General features: G+C 35.0%; 13 protein-coding genes. 4 read left to right on the top strand and 9 right to left on the bottom strand.

All coding sequences use genetic code 11. The features are described from left to right. Window positions 1-51: 51 nt before the first annotated feature. Window positions 52-1,188: a dTDP-glucose 4,6-dehydratase gene (rfbB, locus tag G7050_RS16205; RefSeq protein ID WP_166117307.1), complete on the bottom strand. Its 1,137-nt coding sequence runs from the start codon at window positions 1,186-1,188 to the stop codon at window positions 52-54. A 211-nt stretch (window positions 1,189-1,399) separates the two neighbouring features. Further along, on the bottom strand, window positions 1,400-2,866 hold the full coding sequence (locus tag G7050_RS16200; protein ID WP_166117306.1) for a capsule assembly Wzi family protein: 1,467 nt from the start codon (window positions 2,864-2,866) through the stop codon (window positions 1,400-1,402). A gap of 189 nt (window positions 2,867-3,055) precedes the next feature. Here G7050_RS16200 and ileS point away from each other — a divergent pair, with 189 nt between their 5' ends. The 4 genes from ileS (at window position 3,056) to G7050_RS16180 (ending at window position 8,475) form a co-directional block, all read left to right on the top strand. Continuing rightward, the gene (gene ileS / locus G7050_RS16195; protein WP_166117305.1) at window positions 3,056-6,466 is read left to right on the top strand and encodes an isoleucine--tRNA ligase; all 3,411 of its coding nucleotides are present in this window, start codon (window positions 3,056-3,058) and stop codon (window positions 6,464-6,466) included. 37 nt (window positions 6,467-6,503) lie between these two features. Further along, window positions 6,504-6,884 (top strand): TraR/DksA C4-type zinc finger protein, encoded by a 381-nt coding sequence (locus tag G7050_RS16190; protein ID WP_166117304.1) that lies wholly within the window; start codon window positions 6,504-6,506, stop codon window positions 6,882-6,884. Between the two features lie 197 nt (window positions 6,885-7,081). Next, on the top strand, window positions 7,082-7,711 hold the full coding sequence (locus tag G7050_RS16185; RefSeq protein ID WP_166117303.1) for a lipoprotein signal peptidase: 630 nt from the start codon (window positions 7,082-7,084) through the stop codon (window positions 7,709-7,711). Further along, window positions 7,708-8,475 carry a DUF4296 domain-containing protein gene (locus G7050_RS16180; protein WP_166117302.1) on the top strand — a complete coding sequence of 256 codons (768 nt, stop codon included), beginning with the start codon at window positions 7,708-7,710 and terminating at the stop codon, window positions 8,473-8,475. The genes G7050_RS16185 and G7050_RS16180 overlap by 4 nt, the downstream gene beginning before the upstream one ends. Before the next feature lie 60 nt (window positions 8,476-8,535). Here G7050_RS16180 and G7050_RS16175 read toward each other — a convergent pair whose 3' ends face one another. From G7050_RS16175 to G7050_RS16145, 7 genes are all read right to left on the bottom strand, one after another. Continuing rightward, on the bottom strand, window positions 8,536-9,612 hold the full coding sequence (locus tag G7050_RS16175; protein WP_166117301.1) for an LptF/LptG family permease: 1,077 nt from the start codon (window positions 9,610-9,612) through the stop codon (window positions 8,536-8,538). A 12-nt stretch (window positions 9,613-9,624) separates the two neighbouring features. Further along, a complete protein-coding gene (tgt, locus tag G7050_RS16170) occupies window positions 9,625-10,755 on the bottom strand; it encodes a tRNA guanosine(34) transglycosylase Tgt (RefSeq protein WP_166117300.1) in 1,131 nt (376 codons plus the stop codon). Between the two features lie 21 nt (window positions 10,756-10,776). Then, the gene (locus G7050_RS16165) at window positions 10,777-12,096 is read right to left on the bottom strand and encodes a hemolysin family protein (RefSeq protein WP_166117299.1); all 1,320 of its coding nucleotides are present in this window, start codon (window positions 12,094-12,096) and stop codon (window positions 10,777-10,779) included. A gap of 75 nt (window positions 12,097-12,171) precedes the next feature. Continuing rightward, on the bottom strand, window positions 12,172-12,648 hold the full coding sequence (locus G7050_RS16160) for a pyridoxamine 5'-phosphate oxidase family protein (RefSeq protein ID WP_166117298.1): 477 nt from the start codon (window positions 12,646-12,648) through the stop codon (window positions 12,172-12,174). Window positions 12,649-12,650: 2 nt separating this feature from the next. Next, a complete protein-coding gene (locus G7050_RS16155; RefSeq protein WP_166117297.1) occupies window positions 12,651-12,941 on the bottom strand; it encodes a putative quinol monooxygenase in 291 nt (96 codons plus the stop codon). A 12-nt stretch (window positions 12,942-12,953) separates the two neighbouring features. Continuing rightward, window positions 12,954-14,711 (bottom strand): hypothetical protein, encoded by a 1,758-nt coding sequence (locus G7050_RS16150; RefSeq protein WP_166117296.1) that lies wholly within the window; start codon window positions 14,709-14,711, stop codon window positions 12,954-12,956. Beyond that, entirely contained in the window at window positions 14,708-15,205 is a 498-nt protein-coding gene (locus tag G7050_RS16145) for a hypothetical protein (protein WP_166117295.1), read from the bottom strand. Before G7050_RS16145 ends, G7050_RS16150 begins: the two co-directional genes overlap by 4 nt. Between the last annotated feature and the right edge of the window lie 118 nt (window positions 15,206-15,323).

Below are 15,323 nucleotides of genomic sequence, written 5' to 3'. Positions count from 1 at the left end.
TATTATTACTACTATATTAATTGTCCTTTAATAAGTTTAAAGGTTTGTATTTTATCTGTTTGCGTACATTTGTTCGTAATATTTCAAGTAATCGCCTGAGGTAACTTCTTCGACCCACTGCTGATTATCAAGATACCATCGAATTGTTTTTACAATTCCCTTATCAAACATTGTTTCGGGCGTCCATCCTAATTCATTGGAAATTTTCGCCGGGTCAATAGCATATCTCTGATCATGACCTTGGCGGTCTTTTACGAATTTTATCAGATCGTTATTCATCCAAGATATATCAATACTTCCATCGGAAAGGGTTTCTCTCTTTTTTAGAACCGAGCGATACTGTGGCTCTTTCTCCATAATATCATGTATAGTCGATATAACAAGTTTTACAATATCAATGTTCTTCTTCTCATTGTGTCCGCCAATATTATATACTTCGCCAATACGTCCTTTGTTGACAACTTTGTCAATTGCTTTACAATGATCTTCTACATACAACCAGTCACGAACATTACTGCCATCACCATATACAGGTAGATTTTCACCTTCGAGAATATTACGAATAATAAGAGGTATAAGTTTTTCCGGAAAATGATATGGCCCATAATTATTAGAACAACGGGTGATATTAATTGGCATCTTGTAAGTTTCACCATATGCTTTAACTATCAGATCTCCTCCTGTTTTAGCTGCACTATATGGCGAATTGGGATCGAGTGGAGTTGTTTCTGTAAAATAGCCTTCATCACCTAAAGATCCATATACTTCATCGGTTGATACCTGTAGATATTTTACACCTTCTTTCCATATTGGATAATTATTTTCATCCTTGCCATCTGTCCAGTATTTTTTTGCTGTATCAAGCAGATTCTGTGTTCCTAATATATTTGTTTGTAGAAAAATTTGAGGATTTTCAATACTGCGATCTACATGGCTCTCTGCTGCAAAGTTTACAACATAATCGATTGTGTTTTCGCTGAAAATTTTATCAGTTACAGTATTATCACAAATATCACCTTTTACGAATTTAATTCGCGTATCTTTTAATTCTTCAGATAAAGTTCCCAAATTTCCGGCATAGGTCAGAGAATCTAGTATTATAATTTCTATATCCGAATATTTATTTAGCATATATTTGACAAAGTTGGCTCCGATAAAGCCCGCTCCTCCTGTTACTAAGTAAGTCATATGTGATATTGTTTTTTATTAATTTTCTTTTTAGTAAAAATACGTAACTATCCCAAATTTTATGAGGGTAAGCTATAAGTTTTTATAATGCCTGCCAAAGCAATAAAAAAACTATGGCTTTTAAAAATACAAATTTATAAATTAATACTGTAAATATGATTAGAGCTTAAATTAAGTCTCAATAAACTTTGTATATGATACTTAACTAAACTTATTGCACCTGAAATGCTTTAGATACTTTAAATTGTACACCGGCATTATCTCCGACCATGTCAGATTTGTCATACGAAAAAGCACCAGAGAATAGCCATCCGCTAAGTTTGTCATTGCTATAGGTAGCTTCAAGCATAGTTGAAAACTGATTACGTATACTCCGTGATGGAATTAATGGAGTTCCCCAGCTTTGAGAAAATGTTAATAATGCTCTGTATTTTAGATTATTATTTATGTAACCGGTTATTCCTCCATGAAAAGAGGATAAGCGGGTATTAAAAACGGTAAGAGAGCTGCCATTGTTATATATAGGAGATGTTAAGAGAGGGTTTCCCATCACAAATCCATAATTGCTTAACGATATGTAATCAATATGATTGTAGTAGTTGTCGCCTCCGCTAACTTGAACGGGTATTTCTTCACTTTTATCCCATAAGAATGGACCCGATTGATCTTTTGTATGTAGATATTCAAATAATACCCCTGTTATCCATCCTTTCTTTTTAAGGTTTAATTCAATACCATATAATCCATCAGGTACACTTTTGAAGAATAGACCCGAATGGTCTTCAAAAAAACGCTCAATATAAGCTTTTACTGTGTAGTTCACTTTTCTATAATTGGTGATAAAATGCAAACTTCCATATACGTTTCCTAATATATTAACCTGATCTGTCATGTTTGAATCACTGCCTCCTGACATTGGAAGCAAGACTCTGAAAAAATCTTTAAATCGAGCAGGACTACTCCAACGATATTCTCCGTCTTTATAAAACTGACCACCCCATTGTGTATCCATTTCCAATCCCATAATAAAATTCCAAACAGAATTATTTTCGAATTTTAAGAAACCGTACTTTCTGTGATATAGTATCTCTTCTGCATAATAACCATCTGCAGCATTGTTTCGCTTAAATTTATCATCAATGAATTTCCCGTAGGATATTCCTCCCATAACTTCAAATAATCCTTTAGTGTATGGTACAGTCACAAAATCCGGAAGACTGGCTTCTACTTGAGGAATTGGTCTTGCATTATTCGAAAGAGTCATACCTCCTGTGCTAAGTAGTTCATTTTTGAATAGAGGAGCCCGCTCCTTAGAGCCAATGGAAAGTTTTACATTTTTATAAGTAAAATCGGCATATAATTGTTGAAAATGAAAATCAGAATTTAAATTGTGAGCGGCTACAATATCCACTCCGAGTTGAAGTTTTAGTTTATCTGCCAGTTTTTTCTTCGCAAAAGTTTGTACTCTAAGGTATCCGCTGTTATTTTCAGTGGAGCCTAATCCATATTGATTGTTAGTAAGCCAGAATGGAGCATTATCTCCACCTGAGAATGTTCCTAAGGTTCCGATATTTATATCTATAGCCGTTTTTTCTGATAGATCATTATCAGGTACTTGTGCAACACAAATTAAAGATGAGGCAAGGTAAAGAAGAAAAATTGTCGAATATTGTTTCATGTTTAGCGTATCCTGTTTTCACGAATAAATAAGAGACAAATGTAATAAAAAAAGATAGATCTATAGGACGAGCTCTTTTTTGTTTTCAGAAGTATAATATTCTGGTGCGAGATGCGATAGATTTGGGGATTTGTATTCGTTTTTTTATTATATTTGCGACAATTTTTTTACAAGAATAAAGTATTTGCTATGAGCCGTAAGTTTACAGAATACAATAATTTCAATTTGTCTGATATAAATAAAGAGATATTAGACAAATGGAATCAGCATAACATATTTCAAAAAAGTTTGGAGATACGCGAAGGTGCTCCAACGTTTGTATTTTATGAAGGTCCACCTTCAGCAAATGGTATGCCCGGTATTCATCACGTAATGGCTCGTACTATCAAAGATATTTTTTGTCGTTTCAAGACGATGAAAGGTTTTTTGGTGAATCGTAAAGCCGGATGGGATACTCATGGTTTACCGGTAGAGCTTGGTGTTGAAAAATCATTGGGGATAACCAAAGAAGATATTGGCAAGAAGATTTCTGTACAGGAATATAATGATGCTTGCCGTAAAGAGGTTATGAAATATACCAAAGAGTGGGAAGATTTAACCACCAAAATGGGATATTGGGTAGATATGAACGATCCTTATATCACATACGATAATCGTTATATCGAAACTCTGTGGTATTTGCTTAAAGATTTATACGGTAAAGGGTATTTGTACAAAGGATATACTATACAACCTTATTCTCCCGCAGCTGGTACGGGACTTAGCTCGCACGAGCTGAACCAACCCGGTACATACCGTGATGTAAAAGATACTACATGTGTAGCCCAGTTTAAAGCAATTGATACGAAGCCTGAAATGAATGGCTTTGGTACTCCGTACTTCTTGGCTTGGACAACTACTCCTTGGACCTTACCTTCTAATACAGCTCTGGCCGTAGGTGGAGATATAGAATATGTGGCTGTACAAACATATAATCCATATACAGGAGATGAAATGACTGCTGTTGCAGCCAAATCTCTTGTCGCTGGTCTATTTAATCCGAAAGCAGCAGACTTGAAGCTCGAAGATTATAAGCAAGGTGACAAACTTATACCTTATAAGATAGTCGGAGAGTGGAAAGGCTCTGAATTGGCAGGAATGAAATACGAACAGCTTATTCCTTGGGTAAATCCGGGAGATGGTGCGTTTAAGGTAATAACAGGTGATTTTGTTACCACAGAAGATGGTACCGGTATAGTGCATATCGCTCCGACTTTTGGAGCGGATGATGCCAAAGTTGCCAAAGCAAATAATGTGCCTGCATTGATGTTGACTGATAAAGACGGAAATGTTCGTCCGATGGTTGATCTTACAGGTAAGTATTTTAAATTGGATGATCTAGATGCCGATTATGTAAAGAAATCGGTTAATGTTGACTTATACAAAGAATATGCAGGTCGTTATGTGAAAAATGCTTACGACAATTCTTTGACAGAGGCTGATGCTACATTAGATATAGACATATGTGTAATGCTTAAACAAGAAAATAAAGCATTCCGTATCGAAAAACATGTACACAATTATCCGCATTGCTGGCGTACTGATAAGCCTGTATTGTATTATCCGCTGGATAGCTGGTTTATACGTACAACAGCTTGTAAAGATCAATTAATAGAGCTTAATCAAACGATTAACTGGAAACCGCAATCAACAGGTACAGGTCGTTTCGGCAAATGGTTGGAAAACCTGCAGGACTGGAATTTGAGCCGTAGCCGTTATTGGGGTACTCCTTTGCCTATCTGGCGTTCAGAAGATGGCAAGGAAGAGCTTTGTATAGGATCGGTTAAAGAACTCTATGAAGAGATAGAGAAATCAATCAAGGCAGGGTTTATGTCAGAAGAGCCTTGGGCTGGTTTTGAAATAGGTAATCTGGATAAAGCAAATTATGAAAAGATAGATCTTCATCGTCCTTATGTTGACAATATAATATTAGTATCACCTTCGGGAAAACCAATGAAGCGTGAAACCGATTTGATTGACGTATGGTTCGATTCGGGAGCTATGCCTTTTGCTCAGGTGTTTTATCCTAATATCAGTGCAGAGGAATTTGAGAAAATATATCCTGCTGATTTCATAGCAGAAGGAGTTGATCAAACCAGAGGCTGGTTCTTTACTATGCACGCTATATCGACCATGATAAATGGACGTGTTGCATTTAAGAATGTTATATCAAACGGTTTAGTTCTTGATAAAAACGGCAACAAAATGTCTAAACGTTTAGGCAATGGAGTTGATCCGTTCGAAACAATAGAAAAATATGGTTCAGACCCATTGCGTTGGTATATGATAACAAACGCATCGCCTTGGGATAATCTGAAATTCGATACTGAGGGTATAGATGAAGTTCGTCGAAAATTTTTCGGAACATTATATAATACTTATTCGTTCTTTGCATTGTATGCAAATGTAGATGACTTTAATAATTCTCAACCTCAGATTCCAATAGGAGAGCGTCCCGAGATAGACCGTTGGGTAATATCTCTGCTCAATACGTTGGTGAAAGAAGTGGATGAGTATTACGAAACATATGAGCCAACGAAGGCAGGACGTGCGATATCTGATTTTGTAAACGATAATTTGAGCAATTGGTATGTTCGTTTGAACAGGAAACGTTTTTGGGGTGGCAGCATGACGGCGGATAAATTGTCAGCATACCAGACCCTTTACACTTGTTTGGAAACAGTAGCCAAACTGATGGCTCCGATAGCTCCTTTTTATGCTGATAAGCTATATCATGACTTGACTATTGCCTGTGAAGCTGATAATGAATTGTCAATTCATCTTGCAGATTTTCCAAAGTACGATATTTCAGTTGTTGATAAAGTATTGGAAGAACGTATGCAGATAGCTCAGAGTATATCTTCTATGATATTGGCTTTGCGTCGAAAAGTTAGTATAAAAGTTCGTCAGCCTTTAATGCAGATTATGATTCCTGTATTGGATCAACATCAGCAAGATGCAATTGAAGCTGTGCGTGACCTTATACTGAACGAAGTAAATGTAAAAGAGTTGAAATACGTAGATAATGCTGCGGGTATATTAGTTAAGAAAGTAAAGCCTGATTTTAAGAAACTCGGACCTCGTTATGGTAAAATAATGAAACAACTAGCTGCTGTAGTACAGGTAATGGATCAGACGGCTATTTCTCAATTAGAATCTGCGGGTGTATATACATTTGATATAGAAGGTCAATCGGCAACAATAGAATTGGCTGATGTGGAAATCATATCAGAGGATATCGAAGGTTGGTTGGTAGCTAATGAAGGACGCTTGACTGTTGCACTGGATATAACGATTACAGAGGATTTGCGAAAAGAAGGAATTGCCCGCGAATTGGTTAACCGTATACAAAATATTCGAAAGTCGAATGGTTTTGATATTGTAGACCGTATAAAGGTGAAAATATCAGATTCGGACGAAATCAATAATGCAGTTAAGGAATATTATGATTATATTGCAGGACAGGTTCTAGCCGATGAAATTACACTGGAAGCCGATGTTGATGGTATGGAAATAGATATGGATGATTTTGTGTTAAACATATCTGTTGATAAAGTATAATACTAAAAATTATTATTAAACTCTAAAAGTGAACATTATGGGAGAAAAAACACGATACACAGATGAGGAGTTGGAAGAATTCCGCGATCTGATTTTGGACAAATTGACAAAGGCTAAAGAAGAGTATGAAGGACTTAAAGCCTCTATTACGAATTCTGATGGTAATGATGTAACAGATACATCTCCAACATTTAAAGTGTTGGAAGAAGGGGCTTCTACCTTATCTAAAGAAGAGGCTGGCAGACTGGCACAACGTCAAATGAAGTTTATCCAGAACTTGCAAGCTGCTCTTATTCGCATCGAGAATAAGACATACGGTATTTGTCGTGAAACAGGGAAATTGATTCCTAAAGAGCGTCTACGTGCCGTACCTCATGCGACTTTAAGTATTGAAGCTAAAAATGGGGGAGTTAAATAATACTTCGGTTTATTTGTTACTTAAATATTATTAAGAAGATATTTATAGAGAAAAAGTAGTAAAATTATTTCATAGTTTTACTGCTTTTTCTTCTCATGTTTGTGGTAAGATATCTGACTTTTATTTTTCGGAACTATATTGATTAAAGTTGTTTCGATTAAATGAGTCCGGGATCTTATTATACTTATAAAAAAAATATGCAAAAATTACCAAAAGGGCTAGTTGCCATCTTAGTTGTTCTTCTAGTTATAATCGCAGATCAAGTTCTCAAAATTTGGGTAAAAACTAATATGGCTCTCTATGAAAGTATAGATATCGCCAGTTGGTTCAAGATTTACTTTGTTGAAAACAATGGTATGGCGTTTGGGATAGAGGTTATAGGTAAATTATTCTTATCACTCTTTCGTATTGTTGCCGTTGGCTTTATTGGTTATTATTTATACCTTTTGGTGAAAAAGCATTACCCAAATGGCTATATTGCTTGTATAGCTTTAATTCTGGCGGGAGCCTTGGGTAATATAGTTGATAGTGTATTTTATGGAGAAATATTTACAGCCAGTTATCCGGGGCGTGTAGCATCTTTAGTCCCTTTTGGAGAGGGATATTCTAGTATCTTACATGGCAAGGTTGTAGATATGTTTTATTTTCCCTTGATACAAGGTGTATTTCCCGAATGGGTACCCGGTTGGGGTGGGGAGGATTTTATATTTTTTCGTCCGATCTTTAACTTAGCAGATGCAGCTATAACAGTAGGTATTGTATTGCTATTGATATTTTATCGAAAAACTTTATTAGAAACAATGCAGAAACCTGAGGACGAGGCATGAAGAAGCGTACGCTAACATATTATTTATTATCTTTTATTATTGGCTCGACAGTAATTACTTCTTGCAGTGGTGATAGAGATAGATTGTCTCGTGATAAAATGGTCGAAGTTTTGCATGATATTCAATTAGCTGAAGCTGTTTACCAGACTCGATTCAATGACTTTAGAGATAAGGAGCAAAAAGATGCTTTGATACAAGGTGTTTTGGAGAAGCACGGTATAACTCAGGCTGAATTAGATTCATCTTTGGTATGGTATGCCGATAATGCTGAAATTTATATGAGAGTAAATGACTCTGTAATTTCTTCATTACGAGAAGGGTTAGTGAAAATTGAAAAGTTGCTACCAAGAGGATTAGACGCATCTAATGTAAATAACTCGATTTTACCGACTTATTACTATCTATCTGGTAATATCCCTACCTTAACTTTCAACATAGATTCTACGCAAGTTAAAAACTATCCTCAATTTTCTTTGGAATTCAATACACTCGGTATTCAAGGACGAATGAAAGGTGAGTTCGAAGTGTGGTTTGAATATGCAGATACAACAATTATTCAAAATCAATCACTAAATAGAGATGATCATTTTAAAGTGTTGGGGACTGCCGATACATTACCATTAAAAAATATCTCAGGTTATTTTCATATTGATTCTCGCGAAGTACTTAATAATAAAGTATTACTTTATAACATACTTCTAAAAAATATAGAAACTCCTAAGGATAGTACGACAACAAGAGTAGATTCACTATCTGTTAAATAATTACTTCGTCTTTTTCTTCTGAAGTTTATCTAAATACAATTAATTAAATATGCTTTGAAGTTAATTCGGAGCTCTGTTGTATAATAAGATTGCTATACCAATAAATATTACATTGGGAATCCAAGCAGCAATCAGAGGGCTAACTAATCCGGATACAGCAAAGGTGGAACTCAGTGTCATAAAAAGAATATAAGACACACTTAGAAGGAGTCCTATACCTATATTTAGCCCCATACCTCCTTTTACTTTACGAGAGGATAGTGATGCACCAATTACAGTCAATATAAATGCGGATGCTATCGATGCGAATCGTTTGTGATATTCTATTTCGAATGATTGTATATTACCAATTCCTCTGTCCTTTTGTCTCTGTATATGCTTATAAAGGGCAGGAGTTGTCATTTGCTCGAAATCGTTACTCGAGATAAGAAAATCACTAGGGACGATAGTCAGTACTGTATCAGCTTTAGTTCCCGTTGTGATATGTTCCCTCATCCCATCAAATTCACGAATAGCATAATCGTAAATAGTCCAGTTATAGAGTGAATCATATTGTATACGATTGGCTGTAAGTCTGGAAACGAGTTCTTGCCCCTCAAATTTATCTAATGAAAAATAGAACCCCATTTTATCATTGTTGTCGTATCTGTTGAAATAAGCGATTACACCAGGTTCTATTTGTATTTGTATACGCTCGGCATATGTTACAGCCTTATTTTTGATATACTTATTCTGAAAATTGATTCTTACAACGTTTGCCGGGGGAATGATAAAACTGGTCAAAAGAAAGCTTATTAAAGCTATAATTCCGGCAGATATCATATAGGGTTTCATTAACCGTCTAAAGCTTGTTCCGGAAGCAAGCATAGCTATAATCTCCGAATTATCGGCAAGCTTCGACGTGAAAAATATAACTGATATGAATACAAACAGTGCGCTGAACAGATTAATATAATAAGGAATGAAATTCAGGTAATAACTAAACAATATAGCTTTTACCGGCGCATCATTTCTGAGGAACTTATCAAGCTGCTCATTAAAGTCGAATACTACAGCAATGGATATAATAAGAATAATAGAGAAGACATACGTTCCCAAAAAATTCTTAATTATATATCTGTCTAAAATCGTAAGCATTAACTCAAAGTGTTATATTCGTCGTGCAACATCTTCTATGATGGAAGCTTTCCATGTTGTAAAGTCACCTGCAATAATATGTTTGCGGGCCTCTTTAACCAGTGATAAATAGAAAGCTAAGTTATGTATAGATGCGATTTGTAAAGCAAGAATTTCGTTAACAATAAATAAATGCCTTAAATATGCTTTACTATATAGAGTATCTACAAATGATGTACCTTCTGGATCTATGGGTGAAAAGTCATTTGCCCATTTCTTATTCTTCATATTCAGAATACCATTGCGAGTAAATAGCTGTCCGTTACGGCCATTTCGCGTTGGCATTATACAGTCAAACATATCTACGCCACGTTCAATTGCTTCTAGTATGTTGGCAGGTGTACCTACTCCCATTAAATAACGAGGCTTATCCTGAGGCAAGATTTCATTGACAATTTCAATCATCTCATACATCTTTTCTGTAGGTTCGCCTACAGCCAAACCTCCGATCGCATTGCCTTCAGCCTCTTTAGATGCCACATTTTCAGCAGCACGTTTTCTTAGATCGGGATATACGCAGCCTTGCACAATAGGAAACAATGCTTGTTTGTATCCATAAGTACATTCCGTTTCATTAAATCTGGTTATACATCGGTCTAGCCAGCGTTCGGTTAGTTCAAGCGATTTTTTAGCATAAGTATATTCAGCATCTCCGGGAGTACATTCATCAAAAGCCATCATTATATCGGCACCAATGGTTCTTTCTATGTCCATTACACGTTCGGGTGTGAACATATGCTTAGAGCCGTCTATGTGAGAACGGAATATTGCACCTTCTTCTGTCAGTTTTCGGTTATGAGCCAAAGAGAATACTTGAAAACCGCCGCTATCTGTAAGGATTGGCTTATTCCAACTATTAAATTTATGAAGACCACCTGCTTGTTCGAGTATCTCTAAACCCGGACGTAAATATAAATGATATGTATTACCCAAAATAATTTGAGCTTTAATATCATTCTCGAGTTCAGGCATGTGTACCGCTTTAACAGCACCTTGTGTACCAACAGGCATAAAAATAGGAGTTTCAATCTGCCCATGATCGGTAGTTATAAGACCGGCACGAGCTTTAGACTGAACATCTGTATGTTGAAGTTCAAATTTCATTCTTAATTTTCCGAATTATCATTATTTGTTGGACGAAGATTCTTCAGTCTCATTTTCCAAGTCGACTAATTGTACCAATACAATTGAGGTTTTATTTTTCTTTAAGACAGAAAATTCGTAGCCTTCGGCTTGTAACTTGTCATGAGTGTTGGGGATTCTGCCGAATTTATCAATTAAATATCCGGCTAGAGTATCATATTGCTTTGCTTTATCAATAGAGTGGGGCAATTGATTATTTATATCACTTATAGCAGCAGTGGCTATTACAGAATAAATATTATCTGAAATTTTTTCAACAAATGGTATCTCATTGTCATACTCATCTTGTATTTCGCCAACCAGTTCTTCCAGAATATCTTCCATTGTTATAATACCTTCAATACCTCCGTATTCATTGAGTACCATAGCTATTTGTTGGTGTTTGATCTGGAATTCCTTTAGAATCTGTCCGATACGTTTCGTTTCGGGAACAAAGGATACGGGTCTTACAATCGGACGAATATCTACTTCTCCGTTTTGGCGCATTTTCTTTAGAATATCCTTTAGGTGAACTATACCAATAATGTTGTCAATGCTATCTTCATAGCAAGGAATACGGGAAAAACCATCTTCAATTACTGTTTCCAGAGTCTCTGAGTCATAGTCATTCACATCAATTGCTAAAACTTGTGTGCGGGGAACCATAACTTGTCTGGCTGTACGTTCTGAAAAATCAAACGCATTTCTTATAATGTCATAATTTGAATCTTCGATATTACCGCTTTCTCGTACCTGATCAACAAGGTACTTTAATTCGTCGCTGCTATAAGATTCAGCTTCGGATGCAGTATGCAGCCCAAACATTTTAAGGATAAGGTTTGCAAATCCATTTAAGAGCCAAATGAAAGGGCGGCATATCCAATAAAAGCATTGTAACGGATATGATATGAACAGAGTAGTCTGCTCAGGTCTTAATATTGCTAATGATTTTGGAGCAAGCTCACCAAATACAATATGTAGAATTGTAATGATAAGGAAAGCTACGGGAAGTGCTATACCATGTGCTAATTCAGGACTCACATTTATCCCGACAAGTTCCATGAAAGTGATTATCATTTTCGAAACTACAGGCTCACCAATCCAACCTAAGGCAAGACTGGATAGTGTGATTCCCAATTGCGTTGCAGCCAGATATGCATCCAGATGACTAACTATGTGTTTTGAAAGAATCGCAAAACGATTTCCATCTTGTGCTTTAAGCTCTAATTGTGAACTCCTTACCTTGACGATAGCAAATTCGGCAGCCACAAAAAAACCATTGAAGAAAACAAAAAGAAGAGTAATAAGAATATTAGATATCATATATCTATTAAAATGATGATATTACAAAGATAATACAATTGTGGTTTCACCAAAAGGATTAATTGTATTTTCGGATTAATATTTTGCTTTGGCTGTTATATGTTTGATTTCAATTTTGAATGTTGATGTGCGATTCCACGATTTATCCATGTATTGTTCTGCAATTTCTTCAAAACCGGCAGAGTATTTCTTTACTAAAAGTCGGAGAGCCTTCCTCTTTTCGTCATCAGATAGATTGGTAACAGCATCTCCAAAAGCAATGACACTTTCGTAAAGAGTCGTAAACTGGTTAGCGATAGGATCTGTTTTTCCCACTACACAGAAAGATACTTTATTATTTTTACTTATTTCATCGAGCTTTTGTCCTTCACGAGCACAGTGGAAGTAAAGCAAATTACTTTCTTCTTCATAAGCATAACTGATAGGTATGCCATAGGCATACCCGTTTTCGGAAGTTCCTAATGAAAGAAATCCATATTCCGAATTTATTAATAGTTCTGTAATTCGCTCTCCTTCTAATACTCGGTTTTGTCGTCTTACTTCTCGAAACATAATTAATACAACTGTTTTATTACGTCGACTTTCAAACTATCAATTTTTCCATTGATTGCTTTCTTAAATTCATCAAAATGAATACTTGCATTGTGTAAGTCGATAGCTTCTTGTGATTTCCATACTTCAAGAATAGTATATTCCAGAGGGTTTACTATGTTTTTATGTAAATCATATGAGATATTACCTTCTTCTTTTCGTGTAGCATCTACAACGTTGTGAAGTGCAGTTAATACTTCTTTCTCATATTCTGATTTTACGGTAATAGTTGCAACAATTTTTAATTCATTCATTTTTGATTCTATTTATGATGTTAGTCTTGTTCTTTTGCTTGGTCTGTCTATATAAAGATATATCAATAGGGCGAGTAATGAAACAGCTGATAAAATTAAAGAAAACCATTGGATAAATGTTCCATTAAACCATACTTCTATTTTTCCGGATTCAGGAACTGTTATCTCGATTAATCCTTCTTTACTTTGTGCAACACTAATGTTTTGACCGTCTAAAGTTGCTTTATACCCTTTATAATAGATTAGGGGGAGAACTATTTTATCTTGTTGCTGAGTTTTGATATCAAACTTCAATTTAGCTTGGTTTCTCTTGACATTGGATATTATGCTGGTAGTGTCTTGTTTATCTATAGCTTGCCCTCTGTCTACTATAAACTGAATTCGATATCTTATATCTTCGGTTTCTGTAGAAGGTATTACACTCGGTAAATATTCAGCGCCTACTATTTCTAAGTCATCCAGATTATAATTACCAGTATTGTTGATTTTATATCTATTATAACCTTGATAAACACCTCCTGTTGTTTTTAAGGAAAGTGTCACTCCTGCAATAATTAAGCATATTAGCAATAAAACACGATTTGTTTGTCTACCTACTATCGTCATGTATACTGCTCCTGCAAAAGCTAATAAGAAGCTCGCAGGTTGTAAAAGCCTGAAGGGAAATTGAATGATTGCGAGTTTATTAAAAGGAAATGTGTACCATGGAAATTGGTCTGATACAGCAAAAATGAACAAGAATCCACATATCATTGATATGTCTGCAAGCTTCAAAAAAGGATGCTTTCCTTTTATAGCAATACGAAACAAAAGTGGTATCATTAATAATACACCAATTGTTTCTATTCTTAATTTTTGATCAGTCAAACCACTAAACATTCCCCATAAAATACGACGTACGGCGTAAGATTGAGGACCAATTTCGTCAGCTAACGGATGAGTTTGAAAATAAAAAGAATTATCTCTTAACTGTTCAAACATGGGAAAAAGGAAGAATGAAGAAAGGAGGAGAGAAGCTACCCCTGCTATACTCAGATAAATAAGTCGTGATGGTGTCTTAATAATAGCTTTGTAGCAGATTATTAAAGCGATGCAGACTATTAAGAATATTAAGAAAGCGGATAATAAGTGTGTATATATTAAACACGTAAATCCAATAGTTATAATATACCATTTATGTTTGTAGTCGCCATAAATAATTTCATATAATCCCCAAAAGACAATTGGCAGAAAGGTGAATGAAATATATTCTCCTAATGCACCTCTATATGAAAAATCGATAATTCTATATATTGCAAACGTGTATAATAAGGAAAAGAGAAAAGCAATAACATTGTCTTTTGTAACTTTGCGTATGCACCAATAGGAAAAAATACCACACAAAATAGTATGTGTAAATATAATAAGCTTATAAGATGATGCTAGACCTATTGAAGGGATAAAAAGAGCAAAAGGAATAAGCATGAAATCTGGATAAAATAGATTGGCGGCGTATCCATATTCATTTAAAGTATGGGTATTTATATAAAAGGGAAATGTCCCGAATTCTATAGATTCGAATATAGCGTAGAATCTGTTAGCATGAAACATAAGATCGGTACCGCCTGCCGTAACTGTTTCATTAGGAAAATACCAAGCCATCATAAGTATTGATAATACAAATAGAATAACGATGAACAGAGCAAACTGATGCCGTTGATTACCACTTATAAAATCAGATGTTTTATTATAGAAATCTGAAATATTATTTTTTAATTTGAGAAAGTTCATTTAGATGTAGTAGAATGTTTTATATAGTCTATTATTTCTTGAGTATGAAGAGTTGCTTCTTTCTCAATTTTTGAAGTCAAGTTATTCAGTTCATTAAAATTAGGATCTTCAACCAATACTACTTCTAAAACAGAATATTTAGGCATGATTGTTTGATCTTTATTCCATTGGCTTGTTTTTAATAAGTTCCAATACTTTTTTTGAGTTTCTATATTTTGTCCCATTAACCAAAGTTCGAATCTTACTTTTTTATGATTCAAGACAATCCCAAATCTTAATTTTTCGTCCCGGAGAAAGTCATTAAAAAAAGGAAAATAGGTGAAATCCATGTAGCCGGGAGAAGTATTTCCAAAGAAAAATTGATCCGATAATTTCTTTGAGAAGTGTGACTTTAAAGCCATTACATATTTTACCAATCCTTTGTAGGCTTTTTGGATACCTTCTTTTTTTAATTCTTCCTTATAAACAGCAATGTAATCACTAAAGTTCTTCATTTTTAATAATTTATAATTCTTCCTTATTAGCTTGCCACGCAAGCTGAATCTATCATTAATTTTAAGGACATCACTATTTATTGCTGTTTTGCTTGCCCAAATAATCAATAGTTCCGAG

This window comes from Dysgonomonas sp. HDW5A, assembly GCF_011299555.1.
Classification (GTDB): Bacteria; Bacteroidota; Bacteroidia; order Bacteroidales; family Dysgonomonadaceae; genus Dysgonomonas_A.
This window is presented reverse-complemented; position numbering and strand designations above follow the sequence as displayed.